Origin of the sequence: Paenibacillus agri, assembly GCF_013359945.1 — a bacterium.
GTDB classification, from domain to species: domain Bacteria; phylum Bacillota; class Bacilli; order Paenibacillales; family Paenibacillaceae; genus Paenibacillus_AQ; species Paenibacillus_AQ agri.
This window is the reverse complement of record NZ_JABWCS010000215.1, coordinates 203,129-224,915: the sequence shown is the minus strand read 5'-3', so window position 1 is coordinate 224,915 and position 21,787 is coordinate 203,129. Positions and strand designations below refer to the sequence as shown.

Below are 21,787 nucleotides of genomic sequence, written 5' to 3'. Positions count from 1 at the left end.
CGTCTTCGTTTTTCATTGAAATTCTAACGAAAGCAGCATTCAACGGAGTCGTGAAGGTTTTGGCTGGAATCATGCTAATAAATACTTTGTTAGAGTCGTAACATGCACCGCTCCATAAGTGGCTTGTCGTATAGGTGATGCTCGGCATAACTGGAATATACTCACTAGCGCTATATGCGGGATTGGAAGTAAGAGCGCCGGAGGTTGTGACGTACCTTTCTAAAACTATAGTGTCTTTGTTAAACATGTTTTTGGAAGCCTCCCCCTCAATGACTGGAAAAGACATCTTTGCGGAAGTCAACGAGGCATCTGGAATGCCGGTGCTTTGGTAAACCCCGCCAGAAACCCATGCCGAACCATTCCAGTAGTACCAGTTGCCGTCTGCACTCACTACGTAAATTCCGGAAGTTCCAGAAGGGAAAGCAGCTTGAAGATCCGTTAAAGTTGCGTATGCCCCTTTCGGGGTAGCACTCCCAATTGCGCTTATTTGCGAATCGACATAAACCCGATCCGCTTTGGTTGTTGCAAGCGCATTAACTTCAGTTTTGTCTGCTTTGACTGTTGATAGAATATCAACTTCACCCGCTGTTTCCGCCAACTGCGTATTAAGCTTAATGACATCCGAGTCAATCCGAGCCTTCAGATTGCGGTGATCGACGCCCTCTACATCGATAGCAGCCTGAGCCGCAGCAGCGCCGCTGTCGCCGGCCATGACTGCTGTATTGAGTTGCTGCTGTACGCTGTCTATCGCGGCCTTCGTATCCCCTACGCCAGGTACTGGACCAACATACGTGATGTGTTCCGCGGCGTGCGCAACTTGGGAAACTTCATGATTGGTGATTCGTTTATCCTGGACAATCAATTCCGATTCAGCCGTATTCAATCGGTTATTGTGGCCGGTTAAATCAGTCTCGATTTCCGCATAGTTATCGTTATGTCGCTGGAGATTAGGCAGGTCCAGCGTCTTCGTGATGATGCGGCGTTTAAAGTTCATATCCGCACTCCTTTCTCAGAACAAGTATTTATAGCGATAAATGATCTCCAAGTTGAACGCTGGTGTGGTCGCAGAGACTGTGAAAGTCGTCTCACCAGGTATAAGCTCGAAAAACACCCCATTGCTGCGACCCCAAGCATTTGTCCCATTAAGTTTAACCGTACACTTGTCCGGATCGCTGTCGATCTCAAGAACATCATTCGCACCGATACTCCCGGTAAATGTAAAGGTCTGGCGACCGTCACTAATCGAAAGGTCCGTAAATGATCCGCTAATTCTCATCAGCGGATACGCTCTCTCCGAACCGATGTTATCCAACGTTACCATCTGCCCGCTCGTCGTAATGGAAAATGAAGAATCCGAGATATAAAAATAGCCCTCCCCGAAGGAAAGGCCCTGTCCGTATTCTCTAAGCTCCGTATCCTGCTGCGACTCTGGCCAAGGATCGTCCATTTTCAAAGGAACGTTAATCAAACGGTTGCCCGTCGAAGTATCGAATGCCATGGAACCGCGATATTCGGCAATATATCGTTTCTCTGGCCGATCATCGAAGATGATGATTAGTGGCCCACGCCGGACGTTGAACACACTGGCCAGCTTCGCCACAGTACCGTCGTAATCATCACCCATGACAAATAGGCCCAAGCCAAGAGGTCGGGCCGCATACGTACTGCCGAAGCTTTTCACACCGTCTCGCCCTGCCAGTTTAACCGTATTTTCCTCGGTGTCGGGTAGTGGAGGAATGTCACGGCTGACCAACTGGGCATTTATCGTCGATAGCCATAATCCATTTATGGAAACATCGTTCATCCGGACTTCACTCCCATCGTCTGCATCCGACGAGCCGTCTTCTCTCGTTCAGAATAAAGGATTTCAGTGTCTGCCCGATCCTCTAGAGTGACGCCATTAACCGACATGTCAAAGCTATTATGGATGACCGTCTCCGACTTCACCGGACCGGTCGAGGTTGTCGCAGGCATAACAGAATCGAGCAGCCGGAAGAGACTGCGCTGCTGCTGAGGATTAAGAACGATTTCACCGGCGTGCGCGATAACTGGAACTGCTTCGCCTAATAGACCCTGCACGACACCGCCAGCACTAAACTGCTGCAGCTTCTTGCCACTGTCTTCAGTTATTCCGTAACGGTCGCGCAGCTCTTGATTACGTTTCGATAATTCTGTCATTTTTGCAGTGTCGCCAGCAGCTTTCGCACGATCCCATGCATCCTTATTCGCATTGTATTCTTCAAGGTCCCGGTCTTTCTGTGAAGCTGCTTTTGTCGCAGTTACCTCGGCCATTTTCGACTTATACTGCGTGACAAAAGTATCCAAGTCCTTCAGAATCGTCGCATTAGCCGAAGCAGATTCGGAGACTCGAAACGCAGCAATACCAGACTCGATATCCTTAATGTCACCGCTGTATGCATCAAAGGCTGCTGTCAATGCGTCATACTGCGCTTCAGCATTAGTTTTCTCTGTCTCATATGCAGCCAATTGAGTCTCCTTTTCTTTCTGAAGCGCTGTTTTCTGTGATTCCAAATCACGCTTGCGCAAGTCGCGGTTGTGATCAAGGATGAATTTATCCCGTTCTTCAATCAGTTTGTTCCGTTCTTTGATGCCTTCATTACTGACTGCTGATGAGAGAAGATCAATTCTAGCGTTCTTCTTCGCCAGTTCCTCTTCATAGTCGCTGTCACTATTTACTTCTGCTTCCTTCGCCAACAGATCGTCAAGAGCCTTGATCTTCTCATCCTGAGCAGCTACATACTTCTTCTTGCGCTCTTCAATTGCGGCTAAGTCAGCCTTTTTCGCGGTATCGATACGCTTCTTTTCCTCTTTGACAAGATCATCCGCAAGTTTCGTCGTCTTATCCACAAGAGATTTCCGCGCTTGGTAGAGTTGCTCATCAGCTTTCTCGTAAAAATCCGAGTCCTTACCATATTGATCACGAAGCTCAGTCCACGCCTTTACCTTGTACTTAGCGATCTCGTTCTCGGTAGCGCCAGTATCTTCAAGCCGGCGTATTTCCTTATCAATAAGTTTGGAACGGATATCGTACGTCTCCTTGGTCTCCTTCTCCGTTGCTGAAGCAAGGTCCTTACGAGCCTTACGTACTTGATCGTCTGCTTTCTTATACTCTTCGCTGCCTTCCTTGTACCGTTTCAGGACGTTTTCCCACATATAGAGGCGTGAGTTCGCCATTTCGCGTTCGGTCTTGCCCGCGTCCTCTTGACGTCTCATCTCCTCGTCGATTCCTTTAGAAGATGCATCGTACGTCTTTTTGATTACGTCTTTGCGCGCCTTGTACACCTCTTCGTCAGCTTTTTTGTACTCATCGGAGTCCTTGGCGTATCGGTCACGCATGCGAGTCCAGGAGTTTAGCCGCATTTCTGCGATCTGTTTCTCTGTTTTCCCGCTATCTTCCATACGTCGCTCTTCCTGCTTGATCCACTCGGCCGAAAAATCGTACTGTGCTTGGATGCTGTCTTCGCCCAGCCGCTTAATCTGCAGCGCCAAGGTGCGAGCATCATCAATGGACTCTTTCAGAAACTGCGCGTGCTTCTTACGCAAGGCTTCATACTTCTCAAGTTGTTTTTCCGGGGACAGATCAAAATAGTCTGCCTGAAACTGAACAGTTTTGAGATCAGCATCATACGCCTTTTTACGGGCTTCAGCCGCCAATTCCTCTGGGGTCTTTCCTTTCTTAGGTTTCGGCCCTTTCTTCGGGTCTGGCGAAACAATGTCTTTTGTGAACGTCTGATCGCCCTTTTCCACCTTTTTCGCAAGATCGTCCATTTCTTTCATCGTCTGCTGATAGTTGGACAGCGCAGCTTCCGCCTCAGCCTTCTTCTTCTTGGCCTCCTCAGTCACGGTACTGGTGAGCCAATCATTATAAACAATATCCATGACACCTGGTGTCTTACCGTTCATTCTGTCCTCACCTTGTTGCACGCTCTCCGCGAAGGTTGCTGCCTTGCTCTGGTTAACCTTAGCCATGGCTTCAATCAACAACTGATAGTTACGGATTTGAGCTTGCACAGCAGCAGCCTGAGCCTCGACCTCTGTTTTATAATTCGCGATACGAGTCTGCACCTGTCTCCCAGCATCTTCGGTGAACTGCTTGTCGGTATTTATTTGCTTTATAATGGTGTCGATGTTGTCGGCCCGTATTCGCCCATCTTCGCCCTGGTAAGCATTGAGCTGCGGGTATTGCTTGATCAAGTCATTGGTGATCTCAACCAAGCGATTCTTCTGGGAAGCGTCCAGAGTCTGCAATCCGTTGAGCTTCTTGAATTCGGAAGCTAGCGCGGCCATCTGCGTGAGTTGTGTCTTCTTGGTTGCAATTGCAGCGGCGTCAGCCCTGTCCTGTTCAGTGATGACGTCCGTTGTCGACTTGATTGCTGCCTTCATCTCTTCAAACTTCCTCTTACCCTCATCGATATTTTCGAATCCAAGATTGTTCAGCTCCTTGTCAGTCGCCTTGATTGCGTCAGCAAGGTCGAACATCTCGGAAACAAGCGCAGGAGTACCCTCGCTTCTATCAAACATGGATTGCAGTTCATCTGCCCGTTTCTGCAATGCTGTTCGACGCTCAATTACGTCAGCAAGTGCCTTCTCCTTCTCAGCTAGCATGTCCAAGTCCGATGCGGCGCGATCGACTGGAGCTTTATCCAGCACGGCGTTCAATTCAGCTTGCTTCTGTGCCAGTTCGGTAGCTGCCTGCTTTGCCTCGCTGCTCTTAGTGACAAGGTAGGTTATTCCACTCACCAGCGCGCCGATCGCTACTATGCTCCAACCAATAGGTCCACTTGATGCGCCTAGAAGAGTGAGAGCAGCTTTTACTGCCTTAATGGCCGGGGGTAAAAGTAGTAGCGCGCTCAATAGTGCCAGTACAGCGACCGTTCCGGCGTTAACACCAGATACCAACCCTTTGTTCTCCTCTGTAAATTGAGCAAATTCTTTAATCAACGGAGTTACCAATGTCATTACTTGCTGAAGCGCTGGTATAAACGCTTCGCCAAGCTCTGCACGGGCTTCAGTAAGAGTCTTATTAAATGTGGCCTGTACGCCAGTGTAGCCTGTCATGGCAGCGTCCGCGTTGCCCGCAAAGATCGCTGATTCCTGAAGGATGCCATTGTAGGCCGCTTGCACCTTTTGAGCATCCGTAAGCTTATCTGCTGTCGTACCGATTGATTGAGCGTATCTTTCGTACATAACCGATAGATTGGTCGTAATACCAGCTGCATCCGTAAGGTCTGAGTTACCCGACTTGATGCCCTGCGCTACTTGCTGGATGGCTTCAGCCCACGACAAATGAGCTTCCCGGTTATAGGTAGCCGCATCCGCTGTGGATGTTATGATCTGCTTGGTCTGTTCCAGCGTCAGACCAGCAGATACATAGGTCTTCACCGTATTATTAAGCGCTGTCTGATCAAGCCCCCACCGATTGGACAACTCTTCAGCCAACTGGATGGATTCGCTAGTGCCAACGTTCATACCCTTAGCTACTTTAGTCAGACCTTGGTAAGAGTTGGACAGATTCTGGGCTTCCCCCGCAAAGGTTTTAATGGTGCTCGTAAGCTTCGACAGCAAAGCACCCGCGCCGAGCGCAGCTAGGGATGATGTCAAGGTATCAATGCTGCTTGCAGAGTCTCGTACCTGGTCCTTAACCTTCCCAGCAGCTTCCCCAGCCTTTTCGACCGACTTTGCAGCCACTCCGGAATCAGAAGACATCTGTTGCATGCCTTTAGATGCTGCCTCCAGACTGTCCTCCAGATCCCAAATTTGTTTAGCCGTCTTATCAGAAGCAGCCGTAAGCCGAAGGACGGCGCTCTCGGTATTGACGATCTGCTCCTGAAGCTTATTCTTCCGCCCTTGGTCAAACGTGTTCTCATAGGATTGCCTCAGATCGGCCAGTTTCTGTCGCTGGATCTCGAGCTTCGCATTGATGTTATCCAACACAGCAGTCATTTGTCCGACCTTGCCCTTTTTAGTGGAAATGTCCTCAAGCGCAGCATTCATCGCCTGAAGGTCAGAAGCTGACTTCTTCCCCTGCTCGCCAATGCCAGCAAGATCCCGCTTGACCGCCTGAACCTCCTGCTTAAGCGTCTGTGTATCAGCAGTAAAACGGGCTTGTAGTTCACCGATCATCGTCGTCACTCGTCAACGTCCTCCCTTCATGCGCGCGAGTTGCGCTTGATATTGTTCCTCTGCCGACTTCGGCGGCTCTGGAGGTGGCTTCGGAAGCGCAGCGGTAATCCGGTTCAGCACTTCTTCTCGCGCCTTATCATCGATGATATGCGGCAATGATATTACATCGAGATACTGCAGAAGTTCCCCTGCCCGAACCTGATCCTTGATCTGCAACAGACGCGGAATGTCAATCTGGTAATAGTCGTTCTCCAATTCACGCTGCGTCTTCCCCAGGATGATGCAGGCCCGCAGCATAAATTCATCTATGGTTATTGTTCTTGGAGGGCCTGATTCATTCGCTTGACGATTGACTGCACGAACTGCTGCGCCGCCGGCGGAATCAGGCCCGTCAAGTTTTTTAGGGCTGCGTTCATGTCGTTCTTTTCCCAAGCAAGCTTCAGGTACTCCGAACACTCAGCCAGACTGGCATGCTCACTTAGCTCTTCAATGTCTATGTCGCTGAGCAGCGAGGTTAACTCATAAATCTCGTCGATGGCCACATCCGCTCCGGCAACGATAAATACGGAACGGTCTGTTTCCGGCGTCAAGAACAACTGCACCAAAAAATTTCCAATGGTACCGATGTGGTCAGTAAGCTTCTTCATGCGGTTGCGAGTTAGCTTCGGAACAGTCACCTGCCGTCTGCCGAGCTTCAATACTTCCTTTTTGCCTAACAATGCTCCTATGTTTAACAAGGCGTTCGCCTCCTCCTTAATCGTTGTAAAAAGAAAAAAGGAGAAAGCCAGCGCCCTCTCCGTGATCGTATAATGCAGGTATTAAGCTGTAGCTGTGATGTCGCCCCAGGTGTACAGCAAGCCCTTCGGCGTTGCATCGAGGGAAGGGTATGCCATAGCAGAGATGGTCATCTTAAGGTTGTCGTCCAACTTGTAACCAGCGTTCACATCAAACTTGATACCTACACTTTCAAGGTAGATATAGCGTGAAGGATCAGTGACTCCCTGCGGTTTAATGACTGCACGCTTCTGAGGCAGCTCCTTACCTGCAAGGCCAGATACCTGATATTTCACCTTAGTCTCATCATCCCCATCTACAACCTTCGTTGCATTTGGGTTATACTTCGTGACCTTCTCGAAGTCCATATCCGGCGTTTCAAAGTTAATGGCACCCGTTGTACCTGTCGCAATGGATTTCACGGGGGCCGTACCGGTCTGGTCCGTCGTAGGCTCGAAGTAAGTGGTTGTTGTGGTGAAGTTGATGCCGCCCTGTGTAAGATCGATGATGATGCCGTCTGAATCAAGAACACCTTTATCATCTACTCCCCACTCGAAGATACCGGGTCCAGCATAGATTTTTTTTACATCACTCATTGTTGGTTAGTCCTCCCTCACGCTAAAAATAAAATTGGTTGAATACATTGGTCTGTCCTTATCATCCAAACCCAAAGATATAGGATTGGATTGCACTGCCTTGCTCGACCAAACATACGAACTCCCTGCCGTATAGTTCGTACGTCGATGCAGGAAGTCGATTAAGCGTTTGGCCTCTGCTTCTGTTGCGGCCTTGTTTGCGGGTTTTGCTTTATATGACTTTCCTTTTACGATCACTTGATACGTTGGCGTTCCGCGTGGAATGTAGTCATGCGGTGCGTATCCTCCCGTTCCAAGGACAAATAAGCACGGCAACTTGTTCTCTGGGAGGTCTGCTGGGATGAATCCCTCGTCTGGATAGATGGTGTATCCAGCTGCCGTCAAGAAAGTGATCAAGTCATTAGCAACCATCGCTTACCCACCTCCCAGCACTTTAGAGAGCTCTTCAATAATTAGCTTCTCATTCATCTTGATTGCCCGCTCCAAGAATTTAGCCCCCGGCATCTCGCCGTTGTAAGCACCCTTGGACAGCGTCTTCTCGCCGGGCTCCATTGGCTTAATAGCCCCCTTGGCGTCCCTGTAAAATCCTTCATGCTGAATAACGGCGTAAGCATCACCATCCGGAGTCGTTCCGAAATCGATATACGACACGCCGATCAGCTGCTTGACCTCCCCGACAGTGAGCGCAGCCTCCAGATCACCATGATCAAGCGGTGCCAGCTTCTTAGCATCGTAGATGACCTTCAGGGCGAGAGTGTACAGTGTCTTATCAACCCGACTGTCAATCTCGTCAAGTGTTGCATCCAAGGCTGTGAAGATGGCGTCCAGGCCCTCCAGTTCAAAATTAAAGCCGCTAGCAATATGCAATCACCTTCTTCACATCGTCGGTACCAAGATACTTTCGGATCTCATAATGTTGCACGTCAATACGGATCTCGGCTCCAAGTTGATTACTATATAGAAAGTAATCGTCAAATCCGATCGGCACAGCGCCCTCGATATGGATGGCATACGCAACCTGAATCTCCTCGCCCTTGGCATTCTTGATCAGCCGCTGCTCTTCCACAACCTTGGCAGCTCGCACCGTTTCCGCGGGTGGTAACGGTCGGCCCCAGTCATCTACACCAGAATGATAATGCGTGACAGTGGCCGGATAGCCAAACAAGCTCATATCAGGCTCCCTCCATATTGGAGATCGGTGCCACCCGCTGCTTCCTCTTCGGCGATCTCACTGGCCGTCTTGCCCAGAAGATCCCGTACATCAGGTGCCACAACATCACGGATGCCGCTATACGTGACACCCTCGCCATTATCGTTGACTGACTTAACGCTGTGCTTCTGATATTTAAGCGCCGGATCCAGCCCCTCCATCTCCCAGATTGCTTGCAGGGAGACCAACTCAACGGTCAACACGACAGTTGGGTACCAACGGGTGAGGTTACGCTCCGCTTGCTTGATGGCCAAGGGCTGCTTTAGAGGCAACTTGTCCCACGCAGCAGTATCCAGAACGTTGTCTGCAATCCATGTACTGACCTCATCGGTAGTAAGCATCCTCCATCACCTACTTCTTTTCAGCTTCAGCGATGGCAATGACCAATTCCTCAGCTGTTTTGTCTTCCGTACCTTCAATTCCGAGTTCTGCAGCTCTCATCTGAAGCTCGGATTCCTTCTCGGAGATAGCTTCCTTCAACTTGGTTTCACCGAGACGGCCAGCATTCACAATGCCGAGCGCCTTCGCTCGCTCCCGCAGAGTCTGCAGCTCGGTGTCAACCTCAGGTAGTGGTTCTACTTCCTCAGCGAGGCCTTTGGAGATCAACTCCTCAGCAATCTCGTCGTCTACCTTACGGATGATGTCCCCCGGCTTCTTCCACTTGCCACCGTGCTTCACAACGCCTTTCAGCTTAATATCCACTCGATTCATCCTTTCTCAATTGGTAATCGGTAAAAAGAAAAGGAACCCCGGAAGGAGCTCCTTAGATTACAGTCGCGGAAACTACACTGTCTGCCCATGCGAATGCAGGAAAGTTCAGGGCCACACCGGCAGTACGAATGCGGATCGGGTTCTTCGTCACATCGCGGAACACGTAAATGCCCATGTCGCCGGTTTGCTCTGCTTCGATCTCAGCAATCATTTCCTCGGTGGTTTTAGCCCACAGATAGTTGCCAAGTGGACCATCAGGCAGAAGGATAAAACGGTTCTCCGGCACCATACGCACAGTAGTAAATGCCAGCTTGCCGCCAGTCAATGCACGGTCCTCAGTACGGGCTTGCGTGTCGTAGGCGACCAAGGTTGGAAATTCCATTTCTTCAAAAACAGAATCCAATTGCGCTTTGGTCAGCTGAGGTGGCTGAGCGTTTCCGCTCGGATTGCCGTGGTAATGCTGGCGGATACCCAAGTTCCGCCGCAGGTACGTGATGATCTTCTGGGAGGTCATGGCGCGGCGAAGCCGGATGCCCTTTGCTCTCCATGCATCAACCCATGTCTGAATATCATCCAGCGGCGTGGAGTTAATGAAATCACTCCATAAGTCACTTCCAGTAAGCACGGGCTTTTGCTCAGCAGTATAACCGTAGTCAACATCGACTTTCACATTGCCCTCGTTATATACGACCTTACCGCTCCAAACGGCCGTAAGTGCCGTCCATTCGCGCCGCGCTCGGATAGCATCCACAGTAAACTGTGCATCGTTGAACTGCCGATTGCGAAGTTGATTAACCTCTTCGGACCGCAGACCGTAGCTTTGTGATGCCTGAAGAGCCATTCGTACAAGCCGCTCGTCCATATAGCGGCCAAGCTGAATCTTGGGAATCTCAATGCGGCTACCCTTCATGCCTTCCCGGGATGCATATTCAACTTCCGTACCGAGTTCGGCAATCTTCGCCATGACTGGCAGTCTTGCGGACTCCTCTTGAATCACGTCTACGGTCAGCTCAGCTACTTCACGAGGCGGGAAGAGAATCGGGCTGATATATTCATTAGATGTTTCAAGATTGCGTGAATAGACAAGCAAGTCATCTCCAGACAACGCTTCTTCTAGCGTCAAATCAATGGGATCACCGGCTGCGAAATGCTGAAGGTCCAGCTTAAAACGTCTTTGTTTAGACATATGTGTGTCAGTCCTTTCTGGATATAGGGATTATTCAAAAACAATGTGCGGCATTTTACCGCGCAGCGTGGCATCAACAGTGACTGGCACACGCGCTGCGATGATCTTCGCGACCTCATAACCACCGACAACGTGATCGCCATCTTTTACATTGACAGTACGTTTGAGGATGACGGTCGGATTCTCGCTACCGTCTGTACCAGCTGGCTTGTAAGGTACCCACTTTCCAGTTGCGGTCAGCTTCGCCATTGGCATGCCCTTCTTGATGATCTTGTCACCATTGGAATCTGCCGGAACAGAAGCAGCATCAATTGTAATACCGTTTGTAACCTCACGGATGACCTCGAACGATGCCAGAATTTCATATTCATCCTGTACAGTAAAGCGTGGTCTGGGTTGCAGTCTCATGAATTATTCCCTCCTTATTTTCTGGCCCACGGATCGTGAGCTGCTGTACCACCGGACGCGCCTCGATTTTGAGCCAGCTTGACGATCTCTTCACGACGCTTCTTCTTATCGTCAGCTGTGTTACTAGAAATATTGGCACCAAACGCCCCACCGCCTTGTTTAGCTTTCAGCAGGTGTGGCTTCTTTTTAGCCAACTCTTCTAGTGCTTCCTTGACTCCAGTCAGGTTGCCTTTTTCATCTTCCTTGGCATCCTTCAGATCAGCAAGAGCTAAGGCATCCTCCCAATCGGCAAACCCGAGTTCGTTCGCCAAAACCTTTACCTCGGCAGTCAATAAGCGTTTGAAGGTCTTATCGTTCTGCTCCTTCTCACGCTCTTTCAAGCGTTCATCCAGTAGCTTCTCTACATCAATAGGATCATTGGTCTTATCGTTTGGCTTAGGATCCGGCTTCTTTAAAGCAGCTTGCATTGCTTCGACAGAATCGTAGCCGAGTTCCTTAGCCAACGCCTTCTGCGCAGCCTTCTCAGCACGGCCCAGCCGGGACTGAACAGCAGCATCCAATTCAGCCTGCGTGAAGGTCTTATCCTTCGGAGGATCAGCAGGCGGGTCTGCTGGTGGATCGGCTGGCGGGTCTGCTGCAAAGAACTGCAAATCCAAAGGGAAACGGGATGCTTTTTTAACGATATATTCTTTCATGATATTGACCTCCAGTTTAAGTCCGGGTGGACTGCCTACCGCAGCTTTTATAGCGTCTTCACGGCGTTTTGGACAAAAGAAAAGGCCGCTCCATCGAGCGACCTACTCACGCATATGTTGCATTACATCATCCTTGCCACACTCCAACAGGCCTAGCGCTTCAGTGTTCTGAATATGACTCCAAACCGTCTGAATGCTTCCATCGGACAACTTCACGACAGCAACGAACGCCTCGATGCGCCCCTGCTCGGCTGCCTGCTGTAGGCTACCTGCGCATGCCAGCGGAGTGACCTTGCCTGCGCGAAGGTCGCGCCGCTCCTTAACCTCATCCACTAGGCTCACCCGCCTTCTTAATCTCAATGTTCACCTTCCGATAAAGTTCCTGAAGCTCCACATACTTCGCTGTCCCTCGCACCTTATGGCTGGCGAATTGTCTCAGGTCCGGAGTATCCTCCGGCAGAACGGCTTTGTACCGGATCCACTGCTTACGAGTCGCATTCTTACGCGATTTCTCTTGCTGCAGCTCATTGTACCGTTTCATATTAGCCACGGTTCGGTTGTCCTTAAATGGCCGATTTGAAGCTATAATCATCTGCTCAACCTCGGCAGCAGGCGTGAATTCCTCCAACCATACCGACATGCTATGCACACAATGACTATGATACGGCGGTCGAAATTCCAGCTTCGGGAAGCGTGAATCATCGCCACTGATGCTGTAGACACGCCCCTGATAGACCGCACAAACCGGGCAAGTGATACCAACAAAGTTGATATACACCAGGTCATGATCGTTCTGAGTGGCCATATTCTCCACTCCTGTGACGTGCGCCTTGCGCTGATGGTACTGCACAACCCCAGCCATGTACTTGTCGGCAGGAATCCGCGCACCATTCTTGGCGACCATGCCGGTGATGCCTTGCTTGTTCACCAGAGCAACGGCATTCTGAGTGGCCTGCCGCCTGCTCACGCCCTGCATAAAGGACTGCTCATTCGCAATGCGGACAGCATCCTCAATGCGCTGCTTGGCATCACGGCTCATGTGCTCTGAAGCTTCAAGTATGGAATAGAACCCCTCATCTGAGATCGCCTGTGCTGCCCCTTGGTGCATGATCGCTTTGACCGTAACATCTAACGCCTCCCGCGCAATCCCGGCTGCAACAATCTGCTCAACAGCCACAGCTGCCCCACTGCGGTACTCGGTTCCGATAAGGTCAGCCAGGCCTTGCCCGGCATCACTGGTCAGCTCCGCAATGATCACATCTACCTGAAGGAGTAGCTGTTGCTTACGGTGGCTTGATATGTTCCCATCCCGCAGTTGATCAACCAAAGCACGAAGCCGTTCATCTGTCTGGACATACATCGCAATCAACTCTTCAGTAGTGGCCATCCTACACCGTTACCCTGGGAGGTTGTACATAGGTTGGGTTCAGTGAGTCGACCGCCTTCTCATCCTGAATCTTCTGAATCTCGGCTTCAATGGCTTTCTCTGACCAGTCCGGATGAAGCTTACGCACCGTGGTTTCAAGCGACTGTACTCCATCGGTGTATTTCTTGCTTTCTTCCGAATCCTTTTCAGATTCCGCTTTCGGCAGCATGTCACCCCATTCAATGACTGGATTCACAGGTTTCAGCGCTGCTCCCCCGAACGCATTCTCCAGCAACATACACTTCCGAATCGCATCCTTAATAGCGACGTCAAACTTCCCCTTGATCGCATCGGCCTTGATGACCGACTGAATCCAGAGGTACAGCAGAGCGATGCCGGTATCTCCCTTGGCATTCTCCATGCCTGCAGCTTGGATCGAAGTTTTGGAAACGGCCAGCATATACCGGATCAGCCGATTGACATGCTCAAAAGACTGCTGCGTCTTGGCATCCCATGTGATGTACTGAGGGATGGCTCCAGTCTTCTCGTCGAAGGAGACAACTTCCAGATCAGCCCCGCGGACAAACCGAGCGCCGTAATCACGTTGGTTCTGGTTAGCAACCGTATCCCATAATGCCCGGGGAATAGCCAGCTTCGGCTTACCGTGCTTATCGAAGACAATGGAATCCCGCGTGATCGTCCAGTTGATTTCCTCCTGAATCGTATCGATGTTGCGAAGAGCAGAACGGCCCCGGGGATGCAGCAGGGTCTCATCATTGACAACAAAGCCACAGAGCAGCTCGCTAACATCCTTCATTGTCTCATCTTCAGGAATCTCGATCTCATAAGTGGCAGCATACTGCTCGGTATTGATCTGATCACCAACTGCGTCGCCGTCCATCTTAAATACCATCTGCTGGATAGCAAGGCCTTCATCACTAAGCAGTTGTCGCTCCACTCGTAGAAACTTCAGCTTACCGCCCTTACCGTCGTCCCACTCCTCAACCCAAGCCAGGTCAGCACCGTTTCCATCTTCATGAGGAAAGTAACGATCGCCGAGCAGCCACTCGAACCAGACCTTGCCCTTGACACTTCGCCGGATCCGGTAAGCAATTAGACCGTCAACCTGATGCTGCGTGACCGCAGCCCATATCTTGTCATTGGGCTTAGATGCAGTGACCACACCCGAAACAAACTCTAACTCCGGCCCCGTCTCCACGTCTGCAGACACATTACCGAGTGCTCGGTTAATAAGATCAGCCGGCACCTCAGCAACCAGGCTAGCGAAGTTGACCACGATGTACTGATGCTCGCTTGTGACCTTGATGTCTGCTGATCTTCCACGCCTATGCAAGCCAGGACGAGAACGCCTGATGACCCGCTCCGTAGTCTGGATGCTACGAGCCCTTGGAAAGATCAGATCATGGTCACCACTGTAGAGCAACCGGTAGTAGAGCATGTCCTCGACCTCAACGTCATACGGCGGCGGCGGGAATCGCTTCTTGCTGTAGATGATAGTCACGGGTTTGTCCTCCTTTCCGGGTAATTAATAGGCTGATCATTTGCTTTCCACTTTCAAAGATTGTGCAGTTACATTACCTTTACTGTCGATAGCGAAAGACCCTACTTTAATGCCTTTATTCAATGCGCTCACCTTCCTTTACCAGCCAGAAGGCCGTTGATTAGCATAAAGAGACTCTGGTCGTCTCAGCGGCTCAGCCGAGTAACGAAGAGCAGCCATTGCGTCATCGAACACATTGACTGGTTCATCCAGGTACAAGCCCGTCTTCTTATCCTTGCGCCATGACCACTGTTGAATTTCCTTGATGGTATTCACGCAATCAGGATGAATATGAATCTTCCGTTGCTTCAGATAATCGATCTGTGCCTGCACGCTGCCGGGCTCTTTGATGACGGCAGTCGCGTTGTAGCCGGCATTCTGCCACATCTGGATCCGATCCGGTTCCGCTGAATCGCAATACATGGCCAGATACTTGCTTAGGCCCTTTCGGTCCGCGATCTCAATGATCTGGTCCGTCGGCAGCTCGTGTACATAGATTTCGTCGCACACAAAAAACTCACCGTCTTTGACACCGACCGTGAGAATGGCATTAGCATGGTTAAAGCCAAAGTCCTGAGCATGGTGCATACTATCGAACATCCCAAAAGAAGTATCGAAGTCATGCACAATGAAGTTCTTGAATATCAAGCCACCGAGCTCGCCCCATTCACCAAGCCCATATATTTCGTATCCTTCTGGGTCCTGTTCTTTACGCATCATCATACGGCGATGATACGCTTCATCGATGAAACGATTCTGCAGATACGTCGAATGATGCGTTAGGATATCTGGACTCTGGTAATCGAAGTATTTGCGCTTGATCCAATGCGTAGAAGACACCGGGTTAAAACTGAAAGTGATCTGGTAGTATAGATTCGGATTTAGCAGCACCCCGCGCAATCGGTCATCCAGGATATCTACATCAGATTCCTGCAGCTCCGTTGCTTCCTCTACCCAGATCCAAACCAGCTTTCCCTTCGTGAAGGTGATGGACTTGACCTTTTCCCGGTCCCGCACATCATTCATGCCTCGGAATATGATCTCATTGCCCGTAACACGGCTGCGGATCATTAGCGGTGAACGTAGAACTTCCCAATATTCCTCAGCACGGTCGCCGTAAATGCGGTTGATCGCTCCGACCAGCTCAGCATAAGTGCTATTCCGGTTGGTTTCATTGACCTTACGGACGCACAGTAGATTGGCTCCCTCATACTTCGGGTCGCCAAGCTTCAGAATAAAGTCCTGTGCAATATTGACCGATTTGCCTGAACCGGCGCTACCCCGAAGTACGCGGTACCGATGAACAGAACGGTTAATGATCTTAAAATGTGAATTGTAAGCCACAACTACTGGGGCACTCATGAGGAATCATCCCCATAATCAATAACGATGTGAAGAGGTGGCTTGCTACCGTCGCTTCCGCCTTTCTTATCAAGAATCGAAATTTCCTTCTTGAGCTTCTCAACACGTAACTCCTGCTCCGTATCCGCTCCATCCTGCCGGCACATATCGTCGTATTGCCGAATAAGGTTCTGCAATGTGGTCATCGCCCGACTCTGTGCGGTTAAGAAGGTCGCGTGCTTATCCCAGGCAAACTGAATCTCCCACTCTGTTTCTTCATTATCTGATTTCTCGGTGGTCACCAGCTTGGACTTCTTCAATTCCTTGGTTAAATCAGCCTGATCCTTAACATGCATGATCTGCTGTGCCCGGAGAATGGCGGCGTATTGAATCGTGATCTGATCCCACAACATATCAATGGGAGAACGAGATTCAAGCTCCTCCAAGATCTCGGCTGTATCGTCTGGAAGGAACTTACGGAAGAATCCATGCGTCACGGCCTTGTCATTGCGGAATGGTCCGCCATTGCCGCCTCGGTTGCCCTTAGCGTTTTGGTTTCCTGGAGGAGCACCGCCTCGGTTGCCGACGGCGTTCTTGTTACCTTTGGGTGCACCACGATTAGTAACGTTACCTTTCGAATCATTGGTAACGTTACTTTTCAATTCAGTAGCCCATTTATCTTGGGACTTCCACTTACGGACCTGTGTTTCTCCAATAGAAAGGGCGGCGGCGATGTCCACCAACTTCATGGTACCGCCGCTCTCTAACCACATCTGTTTTGCTTTGTCCCGCTCGGGACTGCGTTCTCTCGCCATGTTACATGTCACCACCCCCGGAGATTGATGTATAATTTAGGAAACAGAAAGGAGGTTGCCTATGAGTAAATATTTTCGTCTTGAAGATTATTTAAAAAATCAGATTGAGGTACAAATGTCATACTCTGAGATCGAGAAGGTTCTCGGAGATAAGCTGCCTGAATCTTCTTACAACGATCGAACTTGGTGGGCCAATACCCTGCATCCCAGCCGAACCCAAGCCCACTCTTGGTTAAATGCCGGTTGGAAGATTAAGTCCGTAGACCTTGGAAACAGCGTAATTTTTGTGCGAAACGAAGCCGAATAATACATATCTTAGGAGGAGCTAAAGTGAGCCATGAAATTAAAATTGACTCATCCAATCAAAAGTATATAGAAGTAGAGACGGTCAATGGCGTCGAAAGCCTAAGAGTGACTTTTGTTGAAGATGGTTTTACAGGAAAGCCCTGCCTTCGATTTAACATTCGACCACACGGAAAATCACCTCGACCAGGTCCAGAATTTGAAATTGACTATGCACCAGATCTTCTTTCAGCAATCACTCAATTGCTAATGGATGCAAAATGATAGCACAGTCCCCTGCGTATACCGTGGGGGACTTTTATGTTATGTCGGTTTTGCTGTAGGGTCAGGCTGTAATCCGTCAGTACGCTGCGTGGCTCGTGCCGTCCTGCCCTTCTCCAACTTTGTCCTCACAAACGGACGCTTAACGGAACAATGCCTTAAATCGGATTACAGAAGGCCATATATAAGCATAAAAAAAGCACCCAAAGGTGCCATTCCGTTCATTCTTCATTTTCTTTTATTGCCTTAAGAAGACCTAGCAAATACTCATACTCACCATAATCCACATTACCTTTAGTTTGCTCTATCGCCTTCTTGGTTAGCGAACTATTTTGATGGTGCTTTTCAAGATAGAGGATTACTCGAGCCGTCCATTTTTGTAAATCTCCACCTGATAGGACCTTTCCAATACCGTACAATCCCGGCTGAGCTTGTGATTCGAGCTCTTCTCCAGCTTTAATTAGATTTTCCAACAAATTAATCACCCCCTTCGACATCATAATTCGACGTTGAGGAAGTTTTTTCCTTTAAAACGAGTATAGAAAAAGCACCCGAAGGTGCTATTGTTCACTTCCAATAATTCCAGTCGTTCTTTCGTGACCACATTCTTCACAAGTGATTCTCATTCGTGTTAAAGTACCAGCATTGCCGGTCTTTACTCCAATCTCCTCAGTCTTCAGGTTCTTTGAACCGCACTCGCTACACTTTTCATTTTGCATATAATCCCCCTCCCTTTACTTCACATTTCGACATCTAGGAAGATTTTCCCTTCTGGCATTTCACCCTAGAACAAAACTGTGCTGATTGCTCCCATCGACCCCATATACAACCTTTACACTTCTGTGGCTGCTGAGGCGGGCCTTTTAACCTCTGCTGCTGTTGTTTCTTCTTCAAAATCAATTCCTCCAAACAAAAAAGCCGCCCAATAATGAGCGACTTCAGAATATGTATTATTGTACGAGCTTCCTGTCATAAACTGCTTCATAATACGGAATTCCGTGATAAATAAAGAAATAAGCACATGCTATTGCTGCGATTCCAAAACTGATGTTGAATGCCCGCCCTCGTAAACGGAAAATACCTCTCAAAACGATTGCTGCTATAACAAGCGGCAAAGCGATGTAAAGCAGCAATGTTTCAATCATGGCCATAGACATCGCGTTCATCGAGTTTTTGAATGAATCACCAATAATATCCATAAAACACCCCCTGCCACTGAATTTCGACAAACGGGATTAAATTCCTGCAACGCAAAAGAAAAGAATGGCGTCCGCAAAGCGTCCGCAGCAAATGCGCTACGCTCTTTGCTTAAAATCTTTACCTCCATAGTTACAATGGAGAACAAGACCATTTTACTGACCTGGAGAAATCGGAGTCAAAACCACTGAACCCGATCAAAGCAATTGCGCCCCTGTAAATCATAGATTCTCTACTGTTTTCTCACTTATTTGATAAACCAGCACTTACTCAGGCGGCTGGCAACCTCCACGATCCGAACTTTAACCGCTGTGGTCACGGCTCTAGGGGGACAAGGGAATGACAAACCCTCAAGAACGGAGTAAATAGAAAAGCGAGAGGAGGTACGCCTCGGTTAATGCTGCATTGTTGCAGCCGTGCGTGTCACTCTCGCCTGATTTCCACATTACCAATATAGCACGGAAAATGCGTCATATGGTGTTCAATATGAGGTCATGTTTCGCCGCATTTGCGTCACTTTGCAGTCAAAATTCCGCATTATCTCGCTCAAAGAATCCCATGAGCTTCAAGGTGTTCGCCACGCTCTCTGTCCCTTCGGCAATCTTGCGCCGAATCGTGCTGTCACTCATTCCATGTCTGAAGAACAACACCGTCTCCTTGAACATATGGCCCTCAATAAATCTGTGCTGGACAGCTCCCTTCGCATCTTCGTCTTGAATCAATCCTACTGCCCGCAGGATGGTGCTTGTGTACAGCCGGTACTGTTCATAAACCCATCTCTGCTTTTCCATCAGAATGACTGCGTTGGCAGTCTTGTCCGCTTGCAGGGCATCTTGGTCTATTCGGCGGGCCACTTCCCCATCAATCCCGACCTGCTGGAGATCCGCAGTGTTCTCCTCATAATCCGCTATTAATAACATCATGCTCTTATATTTTCCGAGAAGGAATTTCGTCCGCTCCAATTCGTCTTCATCTGCTGTCGGAAATAGTTCATTCTGTTTATATACCATCGCCATTCCCCTCATTCCCCTTTGTCATGTTATAATGTCAAGAGGAATGATTTGCTACATTGACCCCCGCCCCGGCCAAGGATATGGGGGTCTTTGCATGTCTATTACCACTCCCCGCCACGGCGAGAATAATGGCTGCTGCCCTGATGTTGCTGTGGAGCCGTAATACTTGTATTAGTCTTTGGCTTGGCTGGAACTTTATCTGCTCCAATCCGCCGAAGGTGTTCTGCCAACTGCTCAGGGGTCCACTCAACATTTGTGACTTTGGAATAATCTACTGTCATGATTCGTTTACCCCTTCCCAATTCCACAATCCCTGCTGTCCTTTCGCTGAAACTGGCTCCGGCAGCCGGCGTACCGCATGCAGTCCCCATGCGTAGCGACCTACCTCATACCATCCAAAAGCGTACTCCTTACCCTCGAATATTTCCTCAATTACTCCTTCGGCGTTTATTGAAGCAGCCTCACCTGAATATTCAAAGTGATGAGTGATTGGATAAACATTCGCTAAATCACATGTTGCCACCACAGCTCCAGTAGGAAGGTTATCTACCGTGTATCCGTGTCGCTCCAGTGCTGCGCGGATCTCCGACTCTTGGCAGGCATCCTTATCGATCTTCATCCCCGCGTGAATTGCCAGCTCGCCGCGGTGCTTCGTGGACCAACTGCGTGTTTCAAACTGCTTCTCCCCAACAGCGATCAGTGTCGCCCAGGGCTGTATAATGGTTATGGCTTTCATGCTTGCACCCCCTTGATTGGCTTGAACTCCCCGATATCCTCGCCATATGAACCCTTGTACACCTCGCGGTCATGCTCCCAGCAGTTACGACACATCCGCCCTCCAATTGCCATGTCAAACATATGAGGATGCGTCAATTCTGTCTCTCCCTTTACGTCAGTGTCGCACCAGTCGCATTTCGCTAGCTTCGGTAGGCTGGATACCCAGTTCAAAATATCAATCCCCAACTGCTCATTGCTCGTTGCCTCAGCGTATGTCACCAGAGCTGCACGAGCTGCTGGATCAGTAGCAGGCTTGAGAACGAAAAACTGACCATCTGCCTCCTGTCCTGTTTCCCGATTAATGATCTGGTATTTGTTATAAAGGCCTTTTGTTTGATCGCTCATGCTTATCTCTCCTTATAGGGGTTATGCTCGAGTAGTTGTTATATGATCTTTGAAAGAGAACCTATTCCAGTCCCCATATTTATCAATGACAGCAGCTTTCCCGAGCTTCCCAGCATCGCTGTGAGAGCCAACCGCCATGGTCGCTGCTTCTTGCGGATCCCACCCTTTATTGATTCTGGCGCGCATTGTGTGGTAAGCAATGCCGTTCTGTTCAGCCAGTCGAAGGAGTTCTACAGGGAACTTTCTCCCCTTTTCAGTAGCATGAGCTGCCGCAGTTTTCCGATCCTGTAAAGGTGTGGTGGCTGCTTTCTCTTCATCCCAACCCAGGTTGTTTATGCGATTCATGAAAGTGTAATATCCAATTCCGTTTTGACTCGCCATTTCAGACCAATGGTTCCGATTTGTCTTTATGCCGAGGGGAGTAGTCAGGGCCCTTGATTTATCCCAGCCCAATAGCCGGACACGGCGATTCAAGTTTTCGGAATCAATTCCTATTGCTGCAGCCTGCTCGTACTCTTCAGGTGTGATATAAAACCAGTGGTTCATGTCTGTTCCCTCCTTGGGTCTAAAATAAAGATGCTCGATTGTTTTCTAAATTTTTTGTATGAAAAACTGTGCGAGAGTCAGGAGTATATCGTTGAAGTACATAGAGGTGGTAATCTACTGCATCCAACAATCTGAACATAAATTTTTCTCCTTCCCAAAAAAATCGCATCAATTTTGCCCCATAAAACGATAGTTAGTGTGAAGAACGGTAAATCAATATTTTTCTTGGTCTTATTTAAGAAATCTATTAATTTCTCGTATAAAGAAACCAAGCCAAAATGGCAAATAAAAATCCCGGAGGTTACCTCAAATGAATCAATCGAACAATCTTTCTCGCCGCTACTTCTATGCCTTTATCGTGGAGTTCCCGGAATACACCGATCTGTATATTGAATGGCTTATCGCTAAGCTATTAATTGCAGATGACCCAAAACTTGAGCATAAATTAGCTCATAAGTTACATTCGCTTATGCTACTGAACGGGTGGGGTTAAAATGAACTTCCCCCTTCCTCGTCCACCACCTTGACGCCTAAGGCG

General features: G+C 49.2%; 28 protein-coding genes and 1 pseudogene. 3 read left to right on the top strand and 26 right to left on the bottom strand.

The window, feature by feature from the left end:
* The 19 genes and pseudogenes from HPT30_RS20345 to terS all read right to left on the bottom strand — a co-directional run.
* Positions 1-994, bottom strand: a pseudogene (locus HPT30_RS20345) (hypothetical protein); the annotation flags it as partial.
* 15 nt (positions 995-1,009) lie between these two features.
* Positions 1,010-1,804: a phage tail domain-containing protein gene (locus HPT30_RS20340; protein ID WP_175373150.1), complete on the bottom strand. Its 795-nt coding sequence runs from the start codon at positions 1,802-1,804 to the stop codon at positions 1,010-1,012.
* A complete protein-coding gene (locus tag HPT30_RS20335; RefSeq protein WP_175373149.1) occupies positions 1,801-6,153 on the bottom strand; it encodes a hypothetical protein in 4,353 nt (1,450 codons plus the stop codon). The genes HPT30_RS20340 and HPT30_RS20335 overlap by 4 nt, the downstream gene beginning before the upstream one ends.
* A 3-nt stretch (positions 6,154-6,156) precedes the next feature.
* Entirely contained in the window at positions 6,157-6,441 is a 285-nt protein-coding gene (locus HPT30_RS20330; protein WP_217622455.1) for a hypothetical protein, read from the bottom strand.
* A 14-nt stretch (positions 6,442-6,455) separates the two neighbouring features.
* On the bottom strand, positions 6,456-6,881 hold the full coding sequence (locus tag HPT30_RS20325; RefSeq protein WP_246317293.1) for a hypothetical protein: 426 nt from the start codon (positions 6,879-6,881) through the stop codon (positions 6,456-6,458).
* Positions 6,882-6,962: 81 nt separating this feature from the next.
* The gene (locus tag HPT30_RS20320) at positions 6,963-7,514 is read right to left on the bottom strand and encodes a hypothetical protein (RefSeq protein WP_175373148.1); all 552 of its coding nucleotides are present in this window, start codon (positions 7,512-7,514) and stop codon (positions 6,963-6,965) included.
* Positions 7,515-7,520: 6 nt separating this feature from the next.
* Entirely contained in the window at positions 7,521-7,925 is a 405-nt protein-coding gene (locus HPT30_RS20315; RefSeq protein WP_175373147.1) for a minor capsid protein, read from the bottom strand.
* A gap of 3 nt (positions 7,926-7,928) precedes the next feature.
* Positions 7,929-8,381 carry a hypothetical protein gene (locus HPT30_RS20310; protein WP_175373146.1) on the bottom strand — a complete coding sequence of 151 codons (453 nt, stop codon included), beginning with the start codon at positions 8,379-8,381 and terminating at the stop codon, positions 7,929-7,931.
* Complete coding sequence (locus tag HPT30_RS20305) at positions 8,368-8,685, bottom strand: hypothetical protein (RefSeq protein ID WP_175373145.1); 318 nt, start codon at positions 8,683-8,685, stop codon at positions 8,368-8,370. The genes HPT30_RS20310 and HPT30_RS20305 overlap by 14 nt, the downstream gene beginning before the upstream one ends.
* Positions 8,682-9,065, bottom strand: a complete 384-nt coding sequence (locus HPT30_RS20300; protein WP_175373144.1) for a hypothetical protein — start codon at positions 9,063-9,065, stop codon at positions 8,682-8,684. The genes HPT30_RS20305 and HPT30_RS20300 overlap by 4 nt, the downstream gene beginning before the upstream one ends.
* 10 nt (positions 9,066-9,075) lie before the next feature.
* A complete protein-coding gene (locus tag HPT30_RS20295) occupies positions 9,076-9,426 on the bottom strand; it encodes a DUF7210 family protein (RefSeq protein WP_175373143.1) in 351 nt (116 codons plus the stop codon).
* 61 nt (positions 9,427-9,487) lie between these two features.
* Complete coding sequence (locus tag HPT30_RS20290; protein WP_175373142.1) at positions 9,488-10,621, bottom strand: major capsid protein; 1,134 nt, start codon at positions 10,619-10,621, stop codon at positions 9,488-9,490.
* 30 nt (positions 10,622-10,651) lie between these two features.
* Positions 10,652-11,029, bottom strand: a complete 378-nt coding sequence (locus tag HPT30_RS20285) for a head decoration protein (RefSeq protein ID WP_175373141.1) — start codon at positions 11,027-11,029, stop codon at positions 10,652-10,654.
* 14 nt (positions 11,030-11,043) lie between these two features.
* Positions 11,044-11,724, bottom strand: a complete 681-nt coding sequence (locus HPT30_RS20280) for a scaffolding protein (RefSeq protein WP_175373140.1) — start codon at positions 11,722-11,724, stop codon at positions 11,044-11,046.
* Positions 11,725-11,826: 102 nt separating this feature from the next.
* Positions 11,827-12,057: a hypothetical protein gene (locus HPT30_RS20275; protein WP_175373139.1), complete on the bottom strand. Its 231-nt coding sequence runs from the start codon at positions 12,055-12,057 to the stop codon at positions 11,827-11,829.
* Positions 12,050-13,111 (bottom strand): phage minor capsid protein, encoded by a 1,062-nt coding sequence (locus HPT30_RS20270; RefSeq protein ID WP_175373138.1) that lies wholly within the window; start codon positions 13,109-13,111, stop codon positions 12,050-12,052. The genes HPT30_RS20275 and HPT30_RS20270 overlap by 8 nt, the downstream gene beginning before the upstream one ends.
* A 1-nt stretch (position 13,112) precedes the next feature.
* Positions 13,113-14,612, bottom strand: a complete 1,500-nt coding sequence (locus tag HPT30_RS20265) for a hypothetical protein (RefSeq protein WP_175373137.1) — start codon at positions 14,610-14,612, stop codon at positions 13,113-13,115.
* A gap of 138 nt (positions 14,613-14,750) precedes the next feature.
* Positions 14,751-16,013, bottom strand: coding sequence for a PBSX family phage terminase large subunit (locus HPT30_RS20260; RefSeq protein ID WP_175373136.1), 1,263 nt, complete (start codon positions 16,011-16,013; stop codon positions 14,751-14,753).
* Positions 16,010-16,807, bottom strand: coding sequence for a phage terminase small subunit (gene terS / locus HPT30_RS20255; protein ID WP_175373135.1), 798 nt, complete (start codon positions 16,805-16,807; stop codon positions 16,010-16,012). Before terS ends, HPT30_RS20260 begins: the two co-directional genes overlap by 4 nt.
* Positions 16,808-16,868: 61 nt before the next feature.
* On the opposite strand from terS, the gene HPT30_RS20250 reads away from it, so the two are divergent.
* Entirely contained in the window at positions 16,869-17,114 is a 246-nt protein-coding gene (locus tag HPT30_RS20250) for a DUF7662 domain-containing protein (RefSeq protein WP_175373134.1), read from the top strand.
* Between the two features lie 23 nt (positions 17,115-17,137).
* Complete coding sequence (locus tag HPT30_RS20245; RefSeq protein WP_175373133.1) at positions 17,138-17,374, top strand: hypothetical protein; 237 nt, start codon at positions 17,138-17,140, stop codon at positions 17,372-17,374.
* A 218-nt stretch (positions 17,375-17,592) separates the two neighbouring features.
* Here HPT30_RS20245 and HPT30_RS20240 read toward each other — a convergent pair whose 3' ends face one another.
* From HPT30_RS20240 to HPT30_RS20210, 7 genes are all read right to left on the bottom strand, one after another.
* Positions 17,593-17,847: a hypothetical protein gene (locus HPT30_RS20240; RefSeq protein WP_175373132.1), complete on the bottom strand. Its 255-nt coding sequence runs from the start codon at positions 17,845-17,847 to the stop codon at positions 17,593-17,595.
* Between the two features lie 474 nt (positions 17,848-18,321).
* Entirely contained in the window at positions 18,322-18,570 is a 249-nt protein-coding gene (locus HPT30_RS20235) for a hypothetical protein (RefSeq protein WP_175373131.1), read from the bottom strand.
* Between the two features lie 522 nt (positions 18,571-19,092).
* Positions 19,093-19,584, bottom strand: a complete 492-nt coding sequence (locus HPT30_RS20230) for a hypothetical protein (protein ID WP_175373130.1) — start codon at positions 19,582-19,584, stop codon at positions 19,093-19,095.
* Positions 19,585-19,682: 98 nt separating this feature from the next.
* Positions 19,683-19,862, bottom strand: a complete 180-nt coding sequence (locus tag HPT30_RS20225) for a hypothetical protein (protein ID WP_175373129.1) — start codon at positions 19,860-19,862, stop codon at positions 19,683-19,685.
* Positions 19,859-20,317, bottom strand: coding sequence for an ASCH domain-containing protein (locus tag HPT30_RS20220; protein WP_175373128.1), 459 nt, complete (start codon positions 20,315-20,317; stop codon positions 19,859-19,861). The genes HPT30_RS20225 and HPT30_RS20220 overlap by 4 nt, the downstream gene beginning before the upstream one ends.
* The gene (locus HPT30_RS20215; RefSeq protein ID WP_175373127.1) at positions 20,314-20,703 is read right to left on the bottom strand and encodes a hypothetical protein; all 390 of its coding nucleotides are present in this window, start codon (positions 20,701-20,703) and stop codon (positions 20,314-20,316) included. The genes HPT30_RS20220 and HPT30_RS20215 overlap by 4 nt, the downstream gene beginning before the upstream one ends.
* 21 nt (positions 20,704-20,724) lie before the next feature.
* Entirely contained in the window at positions 20,725-21,249 is a 525-nt protein-coding gene (locus HPT30_RS20210; protein WP_175373126.1) for a hypothetical protein, read from the bottom strand.
* Between the two features lie 310 nt (positions 21,250-21,559).
* Here HPT30_RS20210 and HPT30_RS20205 point away from each other — a divergent pair, with 310 nt between their 5' ends.
* The gene (locus tag HPT30_RS20205) at positions 21,560-21,742 is read left to right on the top strand and encodes a hypothetical protein (RefSeq protein ID WP_175373125.1); all 183 of its coding nucleotides are present in this window, start codon (positions 21,560-21,562) and stop codon (positions 21,740-21,742) included.
* Positions 21,743-21,787: the final 45 nt, after the last annotated feature.

Bases quoted from the DNA above. Each gene is read 5' to 3' on its own strand.
- HPT30_RS20340 (WP_175373150.1), bottom strand. From the start codon at position 1,804: ATGAACGATGTTTCCATAAATGGATTATGGCTATCGACGATAAATGCC.
- HPT30_RS20330 (WP_217622455.1), bottom strand. From the start codon at position 6,441: ATGCTGCGGGCCTGCATCATCCTGGGGAAGACGCAGCGTGAATTGGAG.
- HPT30_RS20320 (WP_175373148.1), bottom strand. From the start codon at position 7,514: ATGAGTGATGTAAAAAAAATCTATGCTGGACCCGGTATCTTCGAGTGG.
- HPT30_RS20315 (WP_175373147.1), bottom strand. From the start codon at position 7,925: ATGGTTGCTAATGACTTGATCACTTTCTTGACGGCAGCTGGATACACC.
- HPT30_RS20305 (WP_175373145.1), bottom strand. From the start codon at position 8,685: ATGAGCTTGTTTGGCTATCCGGCCACTGTCACGCATTATCATTCTGGT.
- HPT30_RS20300 (WP_175373144.1), bottom strand. From the start codon at position 9,065: ATGCTTACTACCGATGAGGTCAGTACATGGATTGCAGACAACGTTCTG.
- HPT30_RS20290 (WP_175373142.1), bottom strand. From the start codon at position 10,621: ATGTCTAAACAAAGACGTTTTAAGCTGGACCTTCAGCATTTCGCAGCC.
- HPT30_RS20285 (WP_175373141.1), bottom strand. From the start codon at position 11,029: ATGAGACTGCAACCCAGACCACGCTTTACTGTACAGGATGAATATGAA.
- HPT30_RS20280 (WP_175373140.1), bottom strand. From the start codon at position 11,724: ATGAAAGAATATATCGTTAAAAAAGCATCCCGTTTCCCTTTGGATTTG.
- HPT30_RS20270 (WP_175373138.1), bottom strand. From the start codon at position 13,111: ATGGCCACTACTGAAGAGTTGATTGCGATGTATGTCCAGACAGATGAA.
- HPT30_RS20260 (WP_175373136.1), bottom strand. From the start codon at position 16,013: ATGAGTGCCCCAGTAGTTGTGGCTTACAATTCACATTTTAAGATCATT.
- terS (WP_175373135.1), bottom strand. From the start codon at position 16,807: ATGGCGAGAGAACGCAGTCCCGAGCGGGACAAAGCAAAACAGATGTGG.
- HPT30_RS20250 (WP_175373134.1), top strand. From the start codon at position 16,869: ATGAGTAAATATTTTCGTCTTGAAGATTATTTAAAAAATCAGATTGAG.
- HPT30_RS20235 (WP_175373131.1), bottom strand. From the start codon at position 18,570: ATGGATATTATTGGTGATTCATTCAAAAACTCGATGAACGCGATGTCT.
- HPT30_RS20230 (WP_175373130.1), bottom strand. From the start codon at position 19,584: ATGGCGATGGTATATAAACAGAATGAACTATTTCCGACAGCAGATGAA.
- HPT30_RS20225 (WP_175373129.1), bottom strand. From the start codon at position 19,862: ATGACAGTAGATTATTCCAAAGTCACAAATGTTGAGTGGACCCCTGAG.
- HPT30_RS20220 (WP_175373128.1), bottom strand. From the start codon at position 20,317: ATGAAAGCCATAACCATTATACAGCCCTGGGCGACACTGATCGCTGTT.
- HPT30_RS20215 (WP_175373127.1), bottom strand. From the start codon at position 20,703: ATGAGCGATCAAACAAAAGGCCTTTATAACAAATACCAGATCATTAAT.
- HPT30_RS20210 (WP_175373126.1), bottom strand. From the start codon at position 21,249: ATGAACCACTGGTTTTATATCACACCTGAAGAGTACGAGCAGGCTGCA.
- HPT30_RS20205 (WP_175373125.1), top strand. From the start codon at position 21,560: ATGAATCAATCGAACAATCTTTCTCGCCGCTACTTCTATGCCTTTATC.